Origin of the sequence: Nostoc sp. NMS9, assembly GCF_017114995.1 — a bacterium.
Lineage (GTDB): Bacteria > Cyanobacteriota > Cyanobacteriia > Cyanobacteriales > Nostocaceae > Nostoc.
The window spans coordinates 56,696-74,240 of sequence record NZ_JABXKL010000099.1 but is presented as its reverse complement, the minus strand read 5'-3'; the positions used below and the strand labels follow the sequence as shown (position 1 = coordinate 74,240).

At 40.6% G+C, this 17,545-nt stretch carries 17 protein-coding genes and 1 pseudogene; 11 read left to right on the top strand and 7 right to left on the bottom strand.

The window, feature by feature from the left end:
- Positions 1-237: 237 nt before the first annotated feature.
- Positions 238-837: a caspase family protein gene (locus tag HWQ40_RS32920; RefSeq protein ID WP_292786237.1), complete on the top strand. Its 600-nt coding sequence runs from the start codon at positions 238-240 to the stop codon at positions 835-837.
- Between the two features lie 144 nt (positions 838-981).
- On the top strand, positions 982-1,359 hold the full coding sequence (locus HWQ40_RS32915) for a hypothetical protein (RefSeq protein WP_292786235.1): 378 nt from the start codon (positions 982-984) through the stop codon (positions 1,357-1,359).
- 279 nt (positions 1,360-1,638) lie between these two features.
- Here the strand turns inward: HWQ40_RS32915 and HWQ40_RS32910 are convergent, their stop codons facing one another.
- The 3 genes from HWQ40_RS32910 to thiD form a co-directional block, all read right to left on the bottom strand.
- Positions 1,639-1,977, bottom strand: a complete 339-nt coding sequence (locus HWQ40_RS32910; protein WP_012410794.1) for a P-II family nitrogen regulator — start codon at positions 1,975-1,977, stop codon at positions 1,639-1,641.
- A gap of 361 nt (positions 1,978-2,338) precedes the next feature.
- The gene (locus HWQ40_RS32905) at positions 2,339-2,947 is read right to left on the bottom strand and encodes a hypothetical protein (protein WP_292786233.1); all 609 of its coding nucleotides are present in this window, start codon (positions 2,945-2,947) and stop codon (positions 2,339-2,341) included.
- Between the two features lie 199 nt (positions 2,948-3,146).
- Positions 3,147-3,980, bottom strand: coding sequence for a bifunctional hydroxymethylpyrimidine kinase/phosphomethylpyrimidine kinase (gene thiD, locus HWQ40_RS32900; protein WP_292786231.1), 834 nt, complete (start codon positions 3,978-3,980; stop codon positions 3,147-3,149).
- 425 nt (positions 3,981-4,405) lie between these two features.
- Here thiD and HWQ40_RS32895 point away from each other — a divergent pair, with 425 nt between their 5' ends.
- On the top strand, positions 4,406-4,546 hold the full coding sequence (locus HWQ40_RS32895) for a hypothetical protein (RefSeq protein WP_292786229.1): 141 nt from the start codon (positions 4,406-4,408) through the stop codon (positions 4,544-4,546).
- A 306-nt stretch (positions 4,547-4,852) separates the two neighbouring features.
- A complete protein-coding gene (locus tag HWQ40_RS32890; protein WP_292786226.1) occupies positions 4,853-7,738 on the top strand; it encodes a choice-of-anchor D domain-containing protein in 2,886 nt (961 codons plus the stop codon).
- A 325-nt stretch (positions 7,739-8,063) separates the two neighbouring features.
- Here the strand turns inward: HWQ40_RS32890 and HWQ40_RS32885 are convergent, their stop codons facing one another.
- A complete protein-coding gene (locus HWQ40_RS32885) occupies positions 8,064-8,498 on the bottom strand; it encodes a hypothetical protein (protein ID WP_292786223.1) in 435 nt (144 codons plus the stop codon).
- A 119-nt stretch (positions 8,499-8,617) separates the two neighbouring features.
- On the opposite strand from HWQ40_RS32885, the gene HWQ40_RS32880 reads away from it, so the two are divergent.
- Both HWQ40_RS32880 and HWQ40_RS32875 read left to right on the top strand, forming a co-directional pair.
- On the top strand, positions 8,618-10,468 hold the full coding sequence (locus tag HWQ40_RS32880) for a S8 family peptidase (RefSeq protein WP_292786220.1): 1,851 nt from the start codon (positions 8,618-8,620) through the stop codon (positions 10,466-10,468).
- Between the two features lie 134 nt (positions 10,469-10,602).
- Positions 10,603-10,836 carry a hypothetical protein gene (locus tag HWQ40_RS32875; RefSeq protein WP_292786217.1) on the top strand — a complete coding sequence of 78 codons (234 nt, stop codon included), beginning with the start codon at positions 10,603-10,605 and terminating at the stop codon, positions 10,834-10,836.
- On the opposite strand, the gene HWQ40_RS32870 is transcribed toward HWQ40_RS32875, so the two are convergent.
- Positions 10,823-11,146 (bottom strand): thioredoxin family protein, encoded by a 324-nt coding sequence (locus tag HWQ40_RS32870; RefSeq protein ID WP_094327275.1) that lies wholly within the window; start codon positions 11,144-11,146, stop codon positions 10,823-10,825. The genes HWQ40_RS32875 and HWQ40_RS32870 overlap by 14 nt on opposite strands.
- A gap of 372 nt (positions 11,147-11,518) precedes the next feature.
- A complete protein-coding gene (recA, locus tag HWQ40_RS32865) occupies positions 11,519-12,598 on the bottom strand; it encodes a recombinase RecA (RefSeq protein ID WP_012409437.1) in 1,080 nt (359 codons plus the stop codon).
- An 821-nt stretch (positions 12,599-13,419) separates the two neighbouring features.
- Between recA and HWQ40_RS32860 the strand changes: the two genes are divergently transcribed.
- On the top strand, positions 13,420-14,799 hold the full coding sequence (locus HWQ40_RS32860; RefSeq protein WP_292786205.1) for a PIN-like domain-containing protein: 1,380 nt from the start codon (positions 13,420-13,422) through the stop codon (positions 14,797-14,799).
- Positions 14,800-14,876: 77 nt separating this feature from the next.
- Here HWQ40_RS32860 and HWQ40_RS32855 read toward each other — a convergent pair whose 3' ends face one another.
- A complete protein-coding gene (locus HWQ40_RS32855; RefSeq protein WP_292786204.1) occupies positions 14,877-15,077 on the bottom strand; it encodes a UPF0175 family protein in 201 nt (66 codons plus the stop codon).
- A gap of 129 nt (positions 15,078-15,206) precedes the next feature.
- Between HWQ40_RS32855 and HWQ40_RS32850 the strand changes: the two genes are divergently transcribed.
- The 4 genes and pseudogenes from HWQ40_RS32850 to xseB all read left to right on the top strand — a co-directional run bounded on the left by HWQ40_RS32850 (position 15,207) and on the right by xseB (position 17,294).
- Positions 15,207-15,476, top strand: a complete 270-nt coding sequence (locus HWQ40_RS32850; RefSeq protein WP_292786194.1) for a type II toxin-antitoxin system Phd/YefM family antitoxin — start codon at positions 15,207-15,209, stop codon at positions 15,474-15,476.
- A pseudogene (locus HWQ40_RS32845) lies at positions 15,463-15,745 on the top strand (type II toxin-antitoxin system RelE/ParE family toxin). The gene HWQ40_RS32850 and the pseudogene HWQ40_RS32845 overlap by 14 nt, the downstream one beginning before the upstream one ends.
- A 60-nt stretch (positions 15,746-15,805) precedes the next feature.
- Entirely contained in the window at positions 15,806-17,074 is a 1,269-nt protein-coding gene (xseA, locus tag HWQ40_RS32840; RefSeq protein ID WP_292786192.1) for an exodeoxyribonuclease VII large subunit, read from the top strand.
- Complete coding sequence (gene xseB, locus HWQ40_RS32835; RefSeq protein WP_099102361.1) at positions 17,067-17,294, top strand: exodeoxyribonuclease VII small subunit; 228 nt, start codon at positions 17,067-17,069, stop codon at positions 17,292-17,294. Before xseA ends, xseB begins: the two co-directional genes overlap by 8 nt.
- The last annotated feature ends 251 nt before the right edge of the window (positions 17,295-17,545 follow it).

The following is a 17,545-nucleotide window of genomic DNA, read 5'->3' as shown; positions in this document are numbered from 1 at the left end:
CACCATTTGGTTTTACTAATTTTAAATTGACTTCAAAATAATTATGTAGAAATTTAAAAAATTGGATGGACTAGAGAAAAGGAAAGCAAAGACATAAGCTTAACCTCTTGTTAATATAGTTTTACCTTGCTTGATTATGGGGAAATATAATATTTTGCAAAGCATTTCAAATTTTCACCATTTTTATAACAAATCAAGCAAGTCTAATTACGATTTAAATCATATAAGAATTTACATATGCTGAAGCTAGCATTGTTAATTGGAATAAGTAAGTATGAGTCTGGTTTAGCCCCTTTAGTTGCTGCCAATAGGGATGTAGAGGCAATGCAGCAAGTGTTGGGAGATCCAGAAATTGGTGGTTTTGATGAAGTAAAACTTCTGATAAATCCTGAGCGACAAGTGATGGAGGAAGCAATCTTTTCCTTGTTTGCAAATCGCGAAAAAGATGACCTTGTACTACTGTATTTCTCTGGACATGGAATTAAAGATGATAGTGGTAATCTTTATTTAGCAAGCTGTAATACCCGCAAAGAGCAAGAAAAATTGGTTCAGCCAACTGCGGTAGCAGCAAGTTATGTACAGAACACGATGAGTGATAGTCGCTCTAAACGACAGGTGGTGATTCTTGATTGTTGCTTTGGACTTAGAGAAAAAGATGCAGTCAAAATCCAACAGAAAATTATTGCTAAACGGGAAGCAGGATTTTTAATATCTTTGGCTACTAGCATTTTGGAGAAGCTTGGATTTGACCAATATTTTATCAAAAGTAAAGGTATATCTCCTCCATATGTAGCTTATAAATTCAAGCAACCTAGAGAAACTGAGGAACTTTATTAACTTGTTTTATTCCAGCAAAATGATGGTCTAGATATTTATTTTATTAAGAATGTTTTAACTCTCAGTTTATTAAATATAAAATGTTGGGAAGATAATGAAGTTATTGGAGAGCCAGATAGTTTTATCAAAGGAACTTTTTGGATATTGCCTGGTAAATCTCATATTTTTTTAGATTCGCTTCACCCTGTATATGCAGATTTTTTTAAGGGGAAAATACAAGGGGATTTTTCTCTGAATCAAGTTTACTCACTTCAAGCTGACTATGGAGAATATAGATGCACTAAGTCCAAATTCTCCTTAGTTGAATTTCCCGTTGAAATCATGAGCAACAGAAACGATAGCTATTTGGTAGTTAGTGACAATGAACTTTTTACAAATACTTGGAAAATATCTATTAGATCCCGTGAAGTACTAGAAGAGGTTATTGATTATTTATTCCAGCAAATGATGATACAAGGTTTATTTCAGCCACTTCCCAGTCCTATTGGTAACACTGAAAATCCACCTATAAGTAGTAGTTGAACGAATAATGTATGCCAAGGAATTTCATTGAAGCCCGACCCACTAACTAGATTGCATAGCATTAGTACGTGAAAATATAAACCAGAAGACAAAAACCGCAACTAAGTAAAAAACTTTTGTTGCTGTTTCTTACTTTTTTTGTGTCCATTTCAAACTCAATAAAAGGCGTTGCTGATTTAAGAAATGAAAGACTATCTCAAAGTTAACATTTTCGATATATTTCATCCTACTATTCAGCAAGGCCCACCATACTGGTACTCAGTACTCAGTATTTAGTACTCAAACTGCTTCTGTGTTCTTTTCCCCGGTGCGAATCCGAATTACTTGCTCAACAGGCGAGATGAAAATTTTACCATCGCCGATTTCACCAGTGCGGGCAGCAGCAATAATTTTGTCTACCACCATATCAACCTGATTGTCGTCAACTACGATTTCCACTTTGAGTTTTTGCAGAAACTCAACGGTGTACTCAGAACCACGATACCGTTCAGTTTGACCTTTCTGCCGTCCGAACCCCCGGACTTCAGAAACAGTCATGCCAACAATACCAGCGTTAACTAAGGCAATTTTCACCTCATCTAGCTTAAATGGGCGGATAATAGCTTCTACTTTTTTCATCTTCTTGACTCCTGAGTTCTACTAGCTTCGTTTATATATCTAACCAGATCCGCTGTCTGAAGCTGTAACTAGCAGTGCTTTTCCTAAAAAATATGTAATAATTACAACTTTTTTAAAGTGTAGGTGCTTTACTTGAGGGTTTATGACATGAGAAACGGCAAGGAATTCATTAATTGGATAATCTTTGAGGTTCTAACATAAAGAAGTTGCTGTCAATTTAGCATTTTATGTAGCTTTTATAACCTAAAAATAGATCATTTCCGCCATTTAGCAGATTTGTTCGGATATTTAGAGAGTGATTGCAGCCAAATTACACGGTAGCCCGAAAGCCTGCTACTGCTGCTGACTGTGGGAATGTCAACTAACGTTTCTGATGTTCAAACAAAGGACGCACAACAAAATACCCAGCACTAAAGGCAGTCAGCATGATTAACAAGATGGTAATAATTAACCACCAGCCATTGAGTCCCTTGACATCTGGCTCAGTAGTGGAATAATAACTGACTTGTTGCTCTTCTATAAAAACTGGTTCTGGTATCGGAAAATTCATTTCCATTACAGGTGTAGAAAAATCTTGGTTGCGGCTTTTTTTGGCTGGTTGTTTGGACACAACAGATGGACGCGAACGAGAAACCTGCTGAGGTGAACGCGCTTGTGTTACTGGCTGTTTGGCGGCACTTTTAACGTCACCAGAAGCTTGGGTAGCTTGGGGATAATTAGCTGTACCATGAGAATCCACAAAATTTTGCAAACGAGAAAAAGACTCAACTACTTTAGTAATTTCTTGGCGTAATAGTTGATTTTCTTGTGCTAGTTGCTGATTTTGGGTGGTGAGTGCATTTAGCCTCGCCTGTGCTGCTTGCAACTCTGTTGACAATTCCCTGTATACAGATAGTGGTACAGAGGGAGGGTAGGGTTGAGTAGTCGGTGTTGGCGAATTTCTGTGAACAGAACCTATGGTTGTTCGCATCGGGGGCTTGGTATTAAAAATCAAAGTAATTAGATCGTACAGAGATGCTAACAGAGATAGTCACCCCTGAAACTATGCCCAAGAATAATAGAAAAATACCGAAAGGGCAAAGATTTTTTATTTGGGCATTGGGGATGGAGTACTGAGAAAACTTTTCTCTAGTCCCCATCCCCAATGCCCAGTCTCCAATCCCTAATCCCTAGTCTTTAATCCCTAGTTCCCACAATGGGAAGAAGTGTCCCACAGGGCCTTGCCCTTCGCCAATATCTAGGGCGTAAGTGAGTGCGGTAGTCACATATTCCTTTGCCTGTTGCACTGCCTGCCACAAATCCTTTCCTTTAGCTAAATTAGCAGCGATCGCAGCCGATAATGTACAACCAGTACCGTGGGTATTTTTTGTCTCTACTTGTTGGCAAGTCAAAACTTCCAACTTGTCCCCATCAAACCAGATATCAACGCCACGCAAATCTCCCTGCATACCTCCGCCTTTGACTAAAACAACCTTCGTGTTTAAAGTCTTGTGAATAATTTCAGCAGCGGCTTGCATATCCTCTAAAGAATTAATTTGTAAACCGCTCAAAATTTGGGCTTCATAGCGATTAGGCGTGATCATAACCGCTTTGGGAATCAGGGTATGGCACAGAGTCTTCACAGCATCATCATCAATCAATTGTGCTCCCGTGCGTGACACCATTACTGGATCAACTACTAAATTATTGATTTGTAAAGCTTCCACTTGCTGGGCAACAGCAAAGATAATTTCCTGATTGAGCAACATTCCCGTTTTGGCAGCTTGTACGCCAATATCCTCAACTACTGCCTGAATTTGCGCCACAACAGCCTCTGTCGGCATAGCATCAACCCTCTTCACTCCTAGAGTGTTTTGTGCCGTGACGCAGGTTATAGCACTAGTACCGTGGACACAGTGAAAAGCAAAGGTGCGTAAATCAGCTTGAATTCCTGCACCACCACCGCTATCTGAACCAGCAATGGTTAAAGCAACAGGTATTCTGGAGTTTATTTCAGTGTTCATATTATCAAGATTAAGTAAGTTGGCGTCATCCAACCAAACTATCTCAAAGATTGATGAACTACGCTAAAACCCTCTTCCCTCTTGCCCGATTTCAACGACTGACTCCACCAGGCATCTCCATAGTTTTTTTGGTTTTGTTGTAAAAAAACTTACCATATTCCGGGCATTCACTGATATCAAGTGCTATTTGTAAAGGTTAGTTTTAATTAAGTTCACAACGCTCAGTTACACCGCTTAAAACAGGTTCAACTAAGTTGTTACATTAGTCCCCTTAAGTTAAAGGGTCAACCTAACTAAAGTTTCAACCAATTTAACTTCGATCACTTTAACTTTAAGTCCCCAGTTATCAGCCAAGGGTGAATTTTACCATGCAGATTTGGCAACCCCCTGACCTAAAACAACGCATAAAGTTCAGAGGAATTACTATGCCAAATACGATCGTTTTATTAAAAAAAGCAGATGCTAAAGCTGGTTTGCAAAGAGCAGCGATGTCTACGACAGGCTACGCCTACGCGGCTGCTAAAGATGAAGATACGATTCAATTCGACTCCATCCAGTCTTGCTAAGAGGATGTCTGACGACAAGTCTGGAGTAGAAGCATCTACACGCTAATCGTCCAATTACTCTCAACAAAACTCTGACGATTGACGGTATCGATATTCCTGATTTAACCATCAACGGTTAACAGGAGAAAAATTTTTCAGGTTTACAACAGCGTTTCTACAATCGACGCGATTTGAAGTCGCGATCGGACAACTGTGACTGTCTTTAACAGTGCAGATAGATGACTCATTCAAATAACTACTTAGCAACTGAAGAAAGTTGCTGAAATTGTACTACCAATTTTCCTTACACATATTTGGAGTAAACAAATGGCTGGCACAACATACTACGTTTCTGCAACAGGCAGTGATAAAAATAATGGCTTAGACGAAGATTCTGCATTTCTCAGCTTGGGTAGAGCCGTGTATGAGATGAAAGCAGGCGACACGCTCTACGTCATGAATGGAAATTATCAAATGAAAGGGGTTACGCTTTTAAACTTGAATGGCTCACCAGATAACTGGACAACAATAAAAGCTTATCCAGGGGCTACGCCTACGATAACAACAACGGGAAGTGGCATTAATATATTGAGTTCATCCTACGTGCGGATTGAAGGACTTGATATAAAAGGCAATCGGGAAAACATCACTCTCGAATATGCCTTGCAAGAGAAGAATAACCTTAATAATCCCTTGACCAATAGTAATGGAATTGCTGTTAATACATGGAAAAACGCCGAGGGTGTAAGTGGTACTAATCCTCATCATATTGTCATTACTGGTAACACAATTCGTAACTTTCCAGGTGGAGGTATAGCATTCAGTAATTCAGACTATATAACTGTTGAGAAAAACATTGTGTCTGGAAACGCTTGGTATTCACCTCACGGCAATCAGGGAATAACCTCTCTCAACAGTTTTAATTTTGATAACAATACCACTGACTACAGAATGATTTTTCGAGACAACATTGTCTACGATAACCAAAGTTTAATTCCGTGGAAAAATGGAGGCACTGACAAAATCACTGAGGGACATGGGATTATGCTTGATACTACCAATACCAGCAAAGATAATGTGGCCTATACAGGTAAGGCATTAATTGCAAATAACATTACTTACGACAATGGAGGTGCAGGCATTAATGTTTTCAAAGCTACCAATGTTGATGTTATCAATAACACGGCTTACAAGAATGCCCAGGTTCTTCCAGAATCTGGAGAGATTGGTGTTACTTACTCGGAAAATGTACGTGTCTACAACAACATTTTGTATGCAAGCGATAATCAAAATGCTAACAGAATTAAGTATGACACAAATGTAACCTTTGATCGCAATCTTGTTTATAACTCGAACCTATTCCAACCTTCAGATAATTTAAACGCTACAGGGTTACAAAATCTTTTGGGTCAAGATCCTCAATTTGTTGATCCAGACAAAGGGAATTTTGCACTCAAACCTGGAAGTGTTGCGATTGATGGTGGTTCCAATGCCTTCAATAGCATCACTAAGAAGACTCCTCAGGATGGTGATGGTAATGGCAGTACAGTCATTGATATTGGTGCATATGAAGCTCCCCGCAACCCTACCAAAACCCCAGAAATTCAAGTTCTCAATGGCACAGTTAATATTATTGATGGCAACACCGCCATTAACTTTGGTGAGACTCTTGTTGGTGAACCCTTGACTAAAACCTTTACCATCAAGAACACCGGTATAGCTGTACTCAACTTGAGTAATCTTAAACTCCCTGACGGATTTAGTTTGGTCGGAACTCTTCCAACGAGCGTGGCTGTCAATGCTTCCACCACTATATCGGTGGCACTCAACCCCACTACACCCGGCATCTATAGTGGCAGCTTCAGTTTAAACAACAACGATATTAATGAAAGCCCCTTTGACTTTGCCATTAGTGGCACAGTTACTACCCCGGAAATTCAAGTTCTCAATGGCACTGTTAACATTACAGATGGCAACACCACCGCCATTAACTTTGGTGAAACGACTGTTGGTGACACCTTGACCAAAACCTTTACTATCAAGAACACCGGTACAGGCGCACTCAAGCTGAGTAATCTTAAACTTCCAGACGGATTTAGTTTGGTCGGAACTCTTCCAACGAGCGTGGCTGCCAATGCTTCTACTACCATATCGGTGGCACTCAACCCCACTACATCCGGCAGCTATAGTGGCAGTTTCAGTTTAAACAACAACGATACTAATGAAAGCCCCTTTAACTTTGCTATTAGTGGCACAGTCAGACCCGCTCCTGTCCCGGAAATTCAAGTTCTCAATGGTACTAACTCCAATGACACCTTTATTATCCAACGAGGCGATGGCAATTACAGCATCACTGACTTTGGTGGTGTAGGTACTGGCTCAAACCCTCCGGCTGCGGTGATTGCCAAGATAGACACCTTACAATTTATTGGGACTGAGTTGACTGCGAGAAATCTGCAATTAACTCAAAATGGCAACAATTTAGAAGTCACCTTTGGAAATGTGGCTAATACCAAAGTCACTCTGCAAAACTTTAAGTTAGAAAACCTAGACAACTTAGCTGCATCCACAACAAGACCTGCCATCGGCAATATCATATTTGACGGAGAAGACAGTGTTAGCAAAAGCTTTGATGTGATTAATGCCAACTCTACTCAAACGTATATTTCTACATCAAACACTGTCACTTTCCTCAATGACTTGAACAATAACATCAGCGGTTTTTACAGTTCCAACGATGTGATTAATGGTCAAGGAGGTAATGATACCATCGATGGCAGCGGTGGTGACGACCTGCTGCGGGGTGGTACTGGCAACGATCTTCTGATTGGTGGACAGGGCAACGATACTCTTGTGGGTGGTACAGGTGCTGACTCTTTCCTTTACGACACCAATTCTATTTTTAATACTGCTGTTGTGGGTATTGATACCATTGCTGACTTCAATCGCTCTAGTGGCGATCAGATTGTCCTCGATAAGACTACCTTTACTGCTATTACTTCTGTTGTGGGAACGGGTTTTAGTAACGCCAGTGATTTTCAAATCACCACTTTAGGGGCACTTAGCAATGCTGTAATTGTCTACGACCGTGTGACTGGACAGTTATTTTACAATCAAAATGGTAGCGATGCTGGTTTCGGCAGTGGTGGTCAATTTGCACAACTTACTGGTGCGCCCTCTCTTACTGCCTCTGACTTCATCATTCAAGCATAGCTGGGTCGGGTCAACTGAATGCAAGTGTAATCCAAACACGAATTGACTTTTAAGGCGGCTTTCAATTAGATAGACCACACCCATAGGGGCGCAACATCTAGTGAGAAAGAATGTAGAGATGTAGCACAGCTACGTCTCTACAAGGGTTTTGGATAACATATATTTAATTTATGGAGATGTTAAATAAATGGTAGTCAAGTAAAAGCCATTCCAAAAAACATCTTTCTAATAAAAACGTCCTTGTCCATGAATAATATCACCACTAGCGATCTAACTTTTTGACCAGAAATAGCCGTCTGATTTGGAACTTATAGTTTTAATATAACTACTGCCGTAGTTGCGATCGCAAGTTTTGTAATAGCCCCTGCAAAAACTTACCCCATTCTGCTGCCAAAGGGATTTCTGTAAACGGAACCCGCACTGAATTAGTAGATTCGGAAAATAGAAATTCTAATTCTATAGAACGACCTTTTTCAGGTGGATTGTTTACATCTACTAATTTTTCATCTACTAAAAGCTGGATTTGTTTGATATCAAGCAAGGAGAATGTTTCTAGTTTAATCGGTCCTTGAGGTGTGGGTTTTCCCCAAGTGATATTGTTGTCTTTTTGACCTAATACAGCATAAATATCATACTTGGCCCGTTCAAATTGCTCTGCCCAAGTGCGATAGGCTTCGACTTTTTGATACTCCTTCGAGCCTTGCCAAGCTAACCAGAAAAACATTACTAACAGGGGCAACCACAAAAGACCACGTTCCATCGTTAAAAAAATCCTGATTCCTGAATAAAACTTGTAACTAAAAGTGCAAAATCTACCAACAAGGGATGCAGATAAGTTATGGTAGTGAACAAACTGGCAAAAAGCGGTGATGAGTTAATATGAGAAAACTTATATTATTGTGCTTGTTTGTCATTGGGCTAGGAGCTGCCATATTTAGTTTCCTGAATTTTCAGGGATTGGCAGCTAAAGGAGAGTTTGAGACGATTTTGCTTGATTTTCGGGAAGATATTCCATCACTTGTAGTGGAACAGGATTTGCAAGCGATCGCCAAACAATACAACGTTACACCCCAATTAGACAACAAGTTTTCCAAAAAAGATAATGTGTATATTATCAAGGGCGATCGCCAACGGCTCCAAGAACTGAAAAAATCTCAGTTTGCCCAAGCGACAGAATTCATTGAACCAAACTATATCTACAACAAGATTCCACAACCAGGTAAAACCGCTTGGCTAGGTGAATTTTTAACACCCCAAGAAGATGAAGAAGCAAGTCCTTCATTAACTGGCCCTAATGACCAATATTACAGCAAGCAGTGGAACTTGCACAAAATCGGTGTTGAAGGCGCATGGAGTCAAACCAAAGGTAGTGGCATCACAGTCGCAGTCATTGACACCGGAATTACCAAGGTTCGTGACTTGTATGAGACAAAATTCGTCAAGGGCTATGATTTTGTTAACGACCGAGAAGAAGCCACAGACGATAACGGCCACGGTACTCATGTTGCTGGAACTATTGCCCAAGCCACAAATAATAAATATGGCGTCGCTGGAATTGCCTACGAAGCCAGTCTGATGCCGCTGAAGGTACTCAGTTCTTATGGCGGTGGTACCGTTGCCGATATTGCCGAAGCGATTAAATTTGCTGCTGATAAAGGCGCAGATGTGATTAATATGAGCTTGGGTGGTGGCGGTGAAAGCCAGTTGATGAAACAAGCAATCGAGTATGCCCATAGAAAAGGTGTAGTTATCATTGCCGCAGCCGGGAATGAAAACGCTAATGGAGCCAGCTATCCAGCCCGCTATCCCTATGTCATCGGTGTTTCGGCAATTGGCCCAGATGGTGAAAGAGCGCCCTATTCTAACTTTGGTGCAGGGATAGATATCTCTGCTCCTGGTGGTAGTGAGGCTGGTAAAATTCTCCAAGAAACCATCGATGAAAAGGGCGAAGGCGTATTTCTGGGCTTCCAGGGTACAAGCATGGCTTCTCCCCACGTTGCTGGTGTTGCGGCATTAATCAAAGCTGCTGGCATCAAAGAACCAGATGAAGTTTTAAAAGTCCTCAAGCAGTCCGCACGAGTTATTCAGGATGATGGTTTGAACTATTATGGCGCTGGACAACTCAATGCAGAAGCAGCAGTCAAACTAGCCTTTGGGGGGCAAATCAGTTTCCCAGATTTCTTCCGGTGGTTACGGGATAACGGCTATCTTAACCCCGGCTTTTGGATTGATGGTGGTGCGGTAGCACTGTTACCCAAGGTTTTAATGGTAGTTGGTTCCTATCTGCTGGCTTGGTTTTTACGCGTTTACTTCCCCTTCACTTGGAGTTGGTCTTTATCCAGTGGACTAATTGCCGGCAGTTCTGGGTTATTCTTCCTCAAGGGAATCTATATTTTTGATCTTCCCCAATGGCCTTTTCGGGTTTTGGGCAGTTCAATTCCCGAATTAGGCAATACCCTCCAGGGAACTGATGCATTAAATCCTCTATTTGCTAGTATACTGATTCCCATTGTGTTGATGGCATTGCTGCTGGGACACCCTAGTTGGAAATGGTTTGCCATTGGTTCAACTTTAGGTGTAGCAGCGTGCTTAACTATAAGTGCGTTTTTCGATCCGGCAGTTTGGGGATTGGGAAGTGGTCACTTAGCACGCCTCTTCCTCATTGCTAATGCCCTAGTCTGTTATGGACTTGTTCGTTTAGCATTGAAAAACGAAGAAAAAATAGCGTAAATGGCATCAATAGGGAATGGGGCATTGGGCATTGGGCATAGGGAATGAATTTTTATAACTCCTAACTCCTAACTCCTAACTCCTCATTCCTAACTCCCTACTCCCCACTCCCCACTTCCCAGTTCCCACTTCTTATGAGCATTACACTTACAGGTACAATCGAACGTCGTGATATTGGTACAGGCGCATGGGCGTTAGTTACAGAAGAGGGCGTTACTTACGAAATCCTCAGAGGAGCTGACAAAGACTTACTCAAAGCCGGACAAAAAGCAAAAGTTAAAGGACAGGTGCGCGAAGATATTATGACAACTGCCATGATTGGCCCTGCCTTAGAGGTCAAATCTTTTGAGGTAATTAGTTCTGATTAGCTGTGGAATTCAGAACTTCTTGCAAACGGCTTCTAAACTCCCCTTTGGGATGACCTCCTTTTACTTCACCAACAATCTGAAATTCCCCCTCTGGAGAATTGCAGATGATGTAAGTAGGCCATCCCATTTCTGATTTATCGGGATATTGAGTCAATAAAATCTTGCGATACTTGCGGTAAGCAGTTGTATCTTGCATTTTTACATCGATAAATTCTAAACCCAGTTCTTCAGCCACCTTTTTGTCATAAAAAGACATTTTGTGGCAGATGCCGCACTCTTCTGAAGAGAACTTAATTACAGCTAAACTCATGGGTTGGCTACTTTTTGATTATAAACAAAGTTTTTTAGCATAATGCCATGAAATATTACCATATAGCTGGTCATTAGTGTCAATCTAAGGCTGAAACCCCGAACCAGTAGTTTTTCCTTTTTCCCTAATAGTAGTCTGTCAAGTTTAAATTGATGGATTCATCGGTGACAAACCAGTGCGATATCTACGACGGGCTACGTCTATGCCAAAATATCAAGTAGGATGTGTTTATGAGTCCAAATCTATTCACTGTCTGGATTTAGGCTTGCATTTAACATACCAAAATCGAGATTTTTAGAAAAAATAAGGTGCGTCATCTATCTTCATAACGCACCATCTATTAGCAATTGCAGATTAATAAATCGACATTCCTTATTCTTCTGGCTCTAAATCGACTTCTTCCTCTTCATCTTCTTCACTGGCTTTAGCTACGGAGTTAGCAGAAACAACAGCGCCTTTATCTAGCTTTTCACGCACTAGTTTCTTAATTTCTTCAGCGAATTCAGGCTTTTCTTCTAGATACTTAATGGCATTGTCTCGTCCTTGAGAGATATTATCGCCGTTGTAACTATACCAAGCTCCTTTGCGGATAATAATGCCAGTTTCTTCTGCTAAGTCAACAACACAACCCAAGGTAGAAATACCTTTGCCAAAAATAATATCAAATTCCGCTATTCTAAAAGGCGGCGCTACTTTATTTTTGGCGACTTTGACCTTAACGCGATTACCATACTCGTCTGTACCTTTTTTCAAGGTTTGAATTCGGCGAATATCCAAGCGCACCGAAGCGTAAAACTTCAATGCGTTACCGCCAGTAGTAGTTTCTGGGCTACCGTAAGTAACACCGATTTTTTGCCGCAACTGGTTGATGAAAATTACTGTACAACCAGATTTCCCAATATTCCCAGTAATCTTACGTAGGGCTTGGCTCATTAAGCGCGCTTGCAGACCAACGTGAGCGTCACCCATATCGCCTTCAATTTCAGCACGGGGAACCAACGCCGCTACTGAGTCAATGACTACAATATCAACCGCAGCAGAGCGCACCAACTGATCGACAATTTCCAAAGCTGATTCGCCAGTGTCAGGTTGGGAAATCAGCAAATTGTCAATATCTACACCCAATGCAGCAGCATAAGTAGGGTCTAGGGCGTGTTCAGCATCAACGAAGGCAGCAATACCGCCATTTCTTTGCACTTCGGCGAGCGCGTGTAGCGCTACTGTAGTCTTACCGGAACTTTCCGGCCCATAAATTTCTATTACCCGACCCTTGGGTAAACCACCACCCAATGCTAAATCTAGGGTAAGCGCCCCACTGGAAATCGTTTCCACCCGCATCCGGGTAGCATCGCCCAGGCGCATGATTGCTCCTTTACCAAAGCTGCGCTCAATCTGGTTGAGCACCATAGTCAGTGCTTTTTGCTTGCCTGAAGTATCTGTGTTGATAGCCATTCCTGCCTCTAATGCCTCTAAAATATATGGTTTTAAGGAGTGTTGCTCTGGGAGTTTGAGTAGAACAGATATACTATTTTAACCAGAAAATTCTGGAATAGGACTTCTCAAATCAAAAAAAGGGTGTGACAAGATCGTAACTCGATCGCTACCAAATTAGGGTAGCTCTGCACAATGATACCAACTTGCATTCAGAGATAGCTTTTTTTGGCTGGGTAAGCAAGGGTTTTCAAAGAAAAAATAAATTACCTAAACAACACTGTCAGTAGAACCGTACTCGTGAGCATTTGCGGAGGTTGCTAAATTAGGAGCGATCGCCATGCCAATCAGCATATCATTTACAGAGACTTCATCGGGTAAGGCGAAGATGTTGACGGTTTCCAGGTAATAATCATGGGATTTTCAAAGCTTTGAGGGTGACTTCCACGCGCAAGATGTTGTCTGCAATTTTGGCTTGTACTTGAGTGTGCTTAGGGGGTGAGGCGATTTACTGTTAGTTAGAGGTTTAAATGTACAAGCTACTGAGTTGGGGTTATAGTGTTTGTGTCAACTAACCTCATATTATTGTTTTTTGTCTTTAATCTAAGTGTATTTACTTAATAAAATGCTCAGTTTTAGTTTTGTGTTCACTTAAATTCCCAGTGATTGAGCAAGTGATGGATTCACGGGGAATTATTGCTTTTTGCTGGAAGATAGACTGAAATTTTCAGTCTGGTAATCTTATAGATATCAGTTTAATAAGAGTTAGATTGCCTTTTAGCTTTGTGATATTGGCACTATAAACCAACAGTAAATGTCACATAACTTTGATATTTTTTATAATGAAAGAACTATTTAGTGGTTACTACAGACCAAGTGAAATAGATTTTCAAAAAATTTGGCAATCAGCAACTTTTGTGCTAGATGCCAATATTCTACTTAATATGTATCGATATCCTGAAGAAGCACGGAGACAGCTTTTTACTGTTCTACAAAGTATAGCACCTCGTCTTTGGGTTCCATATCAAGCTGCACTTGAATTTCAAAGAAACCGCCTTACTGTTATTGCTGAACAAAAGAAACGTTTTTCAGATGTTCGTAAAGTTCTAGACAGTTCTAGAGCCGCAATGATCTCTGAACTAGAAAAATTACAGTTAAAGAAGCGACACTCATCTATTCAAGCTGATGAACTTGTTTCAGCCCTTGATCAACAAATCACTGATTTTCTAGCTAATTTAGACCAGCTTGAAGCTACTCAGCTATCAGTAACAGATAGTGATCCAATTAGAGAACAACTTGATCAATTACTAAAAGAAAAAGTTGGTGAATCTTTCTCTCAAGAAGAAATTACCAAGATATATCAAGAAGGAGAAATTAGATTTAAGAGTGATATACCACCAGGATATAAAGACCAGAAGAAAGAAACTGATAGCAAAAGCGATATTTTTTCCTACGGTGGTGTAATTTATCAACGTAAGTATGGAGATTTAGTACTTTGGAAGCAAATAATTAATAAAGCATCACAAGATTCTATTCAATCAATAGTATTTCTTACTGATGATGAAAAAGAAGATTGGTGGTGGATAACTGATTCTCAAGGTAAAAATAAGATTGGCCCACGTCCTGAATTAGTTAATGAAATTTCAAGAGAGGCTGGTACTAAGCTCTTTTATATGTATAATTCAGAACAATTTCTAAAGTATTCTAAAGAATTCTTAAATACCAATGTTACTGATGAATCAATATCCCAAGTTCGTGAAGTTGTTAGAGCATCTTTAGAGGGACGTTTAGCTTTTAGGCAATTAGAGCTTGTTGCGGCAAAATCTGTACTTATATGGCTTCAAAAACGTTATGCTAACTTTAGTATCCTGGAAAACAAACGAGGTTTTCCAGATTATATAGTTCGTGATTCAGAGTCAGAAATAAATTTGGGATTTAAAATCAAAATATTTCGTGATCCCCTTACTGCTCGATTCATTTTACGAGATCAGAAATATCGTGGTTATTATGAGACTAAAGAAGGTTCACTTGATGAAATAACGTTTGTATTCGTAATGCAGGATGAAGAAGCAGCACACCAAACTATCCAAATATTACAAAAAAATAATAGTCAACTGCCACCATGCGTGAATCTTATTATTGGAGTAGCTAACTTAGAAAAGGAAGATGATTTAACAGCAGAATTTTATCCATTAGCAGAGTTTAATAGAGATGCATTATAGCTATTAAAATGTGGTGCATTACTAACAATAATCACAGTCTGTCCATCTCTTGTAAGTTTTTGATATATTTTTCAAAATCATCTACCACCATAGTGAACCGGAATTTGAGGTTTTGCGAGTAGATACTGAAACGCAATGCGGTTCATCTCTACCAAACGACTGGCTTGAGCGAAGGTGAGTTTTTCCTTCCCAAGGAGCATAGCGGCAATTTCTTTTTTCAGTTCAATCTCAGCCATGCGGGTTGCAGCTAAAATTTGATCAGAAATAACGATGTTCATTGCTGAATTCTTCTCTACGTAACTATTCTATTTACATAAACGAGCAGCAAGTTCTGTTAAGCCAAAATTGAGATGAGAAGAGTTATCTGCTAAAATATAGTCAAAATGTCTAAAATAGTCAAAATCACTATGCAGACCTATACTCTCACAGATGCTCGTAACAAACACGGTGAGGTTTTTGACAAGGCTGCTACTGAGCCAGTTCTACTAACTAAGCAATCACGGCCTAGCCACGTGATTATCTCAGCAGAGAGCTACCAAAAATTAATTAATCGGCTGGAAGAATTAGAGGATATGGTTTTCGGTCAAGCTGCTGAAGTTGCTCTGAGTCAGTCTAAAATGATCGGTACAGAGGCTTTTATATCTGCATTAGAGCATTTAGCTGATGGCGAAGCTTGATGGTCTAGCAACTGTTCTTGATTTTCTGAACGGTTTACAGCCTAAAATAGCAGCACAGATTGCAAAAAAGGTTTTGGCTTTGAATGTTGAGCCTTTACCTGCTGATAGTGAGCAGCTATCTGGTTATCAGGGTTTATATCGAGTTGATAGTTGGTGAATATCGAATTGTTTACAGGTATTTTCCTGATCAAAATTTAGTAGAAGTGATTTTAGTCGGTAAGCGCAATGATGATGATGTCTACAAAAGATTAAAGCGTTTACTGGGTTAGCCTTTGGTTTTCATTAAAATGCTAAAATCGCTCCAGCACAAATGCTTTCAGGCATCTTTAATGACTTTTGACCTTCCCGATTCTCTGATTCTTGATACTGCGCTTTCAGTATCTGGATTAACTGACTATATCCGCTTGCTGTTAGAGCAAGATGAACAATTACGGCAAGTTTGGGTAACTGGTGAAGTTTCTAGCGCTAACAACCATCGCAGTGGGTTGTTTTTTACGCTACAAGATACCGATCGCACTGCCGGAATTAAGTGTGTAGTATGGAATAGCCAATTGGCAAAACTCGCCCAAATGCCTGTTCCTGGTGAGCAGATAATTATTTTGGGCAGTATTCGCGTCTATCCGCAACGGGGAGAGTATCAGTTATCAGTTTGGCAGACTCTACCTGCTGGTGTTGGTTTACAGGCGCTGCGCTATCAACAATTAAAAAATCGCTTGCTGGCTGAGGGATTGTTCGACGCCCAAAGAAAGCGATCGCTCCCAACTCATCCCCAAACGATCGCTGTTGTCACTTCACCAACGGCTGCTGCTTGGGGCGATATTCAAAAAACCCTCAAGCAAAGGTATCCAGGTTTACACGTTTTGTTTTCTCCGGCGACAGTACAAGGTGAGCAAGCGCCAGAATCTATCGTCAAAGCAATTGAGCGGGTGGAAAGAGATGGTCGCGCCGAAGTGCTAATTTTATCGCGGGGTGGTGGTGCGGTGGAAGAGTTGGCTTGCTTTAATGATGAACGAGTGGTGCGATCGCTTGCTAGTTGTTCTATTCCTGTAATTACTGGGATCGGACATCAACGAGATGAATCTTTAGCAGATTTAGTCGCAGATGTATGTGTGCATACACCCACTGCGGCAGCAGAAATGGTTGTGCCACCACTTTCAGAGTTGTATACTGAGCATCGCCAGCGAGTTGTGGCTTTACATGAGACAGTGCATGACTTTAGAGAAAATGCTGAAAATAAACTGCAAGTATTACGGAACCGTTTGCGACGTTTGCGGTTAGATCGGCAAGTGCAGCAGGAGGTGGAAAAGCTAGCTTGGAAACGTCAGCATTTGGTGCAAATTACGACGGGGCGATCGCAGCAAGCAACCCAGCATTTAGAATTATTGCGGCAAAAGTTGGCTAGTCTTGACCCGAAAGCGGTGTTACAGCGTGGTTATGCAGTGGTGAGGCGGGAAAATGGAGCGATCGCTCGTTCGGCAACTGAATTGGCTGTGGGGCAAGATTTAGTGATTCAGTTGGGGCAGGGTGGGGTTAAAGTGAAGGTTATGGAAGTGAATGAACCGCAGAGGCGCAGAGAACATGGAGAGTTGAATGGTTAAACGTAAGGGTGCTTCTAGTTCTGAGGAGGGTTGGAATTATGAGGCGAAGGTTGCTGAGATAGAAGGAATTATTACTCGCATTGAGGCGGGTGAGTTGGAATTGGAAGCTGTGTTTGACCAATTTGCAACTGCTGTAGAGTATTTACGTCAGTGCGAAGGTTTTTTGCAGCAACGACAACAGCAGGTGGATTTGTTGATTGAAACATTAAGCCAAGAGTAGAAGCCAGAGCCTGATATCAAGGCTGAAACAGTCAAATTCAAACCAACAGAACCCCGACTTTTTGGAAAAGTCAGGGACTTGTTTATGCGCGTTTGATTCAGGATTGCTATAGTTAAAGTATCTATTTAAAACCTGTATATTTTATAGAGAGTTTTATTAGTCAGTTAAATATAATTAAAAATATAAACAGCTAAAAAGAAATAATTTGACTTAATAAATCTCTATTCTAACTACATATTCAACATTTCTGA

Coding starts and splice junctions, on each gene's coding strand:
- xseA (WP_292786192.1), top strand. CDS start 15,806: ATGACTTTTGACCTTCCCGATTCTCTGATTCTTGATACTGCGCTTTCA.
- HWQ40_RS32850 (WP_292786194.1), top strand. CDS start 15,207: ATGCAGACCTATACTCTCACAGATGCTCGTAACAAACACGGTGAGGTT.
- HWQ40_RS32910 (WP_012410794.1), bottom strand. CDS start 1,977: ATGAAAAAAGTAGAAGCTATTATCCGCCCATTTAAGCTAGATGAGGTG.
- HWQ40_RS32885 (WP_292786223.1), bottom strand. CDS start 8,498: ATGGAACGTGGTCTTTTGTGGTTGCCCCTGTTAGTAATGTTTTTCTGG.
- HWQ40_RS32905 (WP_292786233.1), bottom strand. CDS start 2,947: ATGCGAACAACCATAGGTTCTGTTCACAGAAATTCGCCAACACCGACT.
- HWQ40_RS32870 (WP_094327275.1), bottom strand. CDS start 11,146: ATGAGTTTAGCTGTAATTAAGTTCTCTTCAGAAGAGTGCGGCATCTGC.
- HWQ40_RS32855 (WP_292786204.1), bottom strand. CDS start 15,077: ATGAACATCGTTATTTCTGATCAAATTTTAGCTGCAACCCGCATGGCT.
- HWQ40_RS32880 (WP_292786220.1), top strand. CDS start 8,618: ATGAGAAAACTTATATTATTGTGCTTGTTTGTCATTGGGCTAGGAGCT.
- HWQ40_RS32860 (WP_292786205.1), top strand. CDS start 13,420: ATGAAAGAACTATTTAGTGGTTACTACAGACCAAGTGAAATAGATTTT.
- HWQ40_RS32895 (WP_292786229.1), top strand. CDS start 4,406: ATGCCAAATACGATCGTTTTATTAAAAAAAGCAGATGCTAAAGCTGGT.
- xseB (WP_099102361.1), top strand. CDS start 17,067: ATGGTTAAACGTAAGGGTGCTTCTAGTTCTGAGGAGGGTTGGAATTAT.
- recA (WP_012409437.1), bottom strand. CDS start 12,598: ATGGCTATCAACACAGATACTTCAGGCAAGCAAAAAGCACTGACTATG.
- HWQ40_RS32890 (WP_292786226.1), top strand. CDS start 4,853: ATGGCTGGCACAACATACTACGTTTCTGCAACAGGCAGTGATAAAAAT.
- thiD (WP_292786231.1), bottom strand. CDS start 3,980: ATGAACACTGAAATAAACTCCAGAATACCTGTTGCTTTAACCATTGCT.
- HWQ40_RS32875 (WP_292786217.1), top strand. CDS start 10,603: ATGAGCATTACACTTACAGGTACAATCGAACGTCGTGATATTGGTACA.
- HWQ40_RS32920 (WP_292786237.1), top strand. CDS start 238: ATGCTGAAGCTAGCATTGTTAATTGGAATAAGTAAGTATGAGTCTGGT.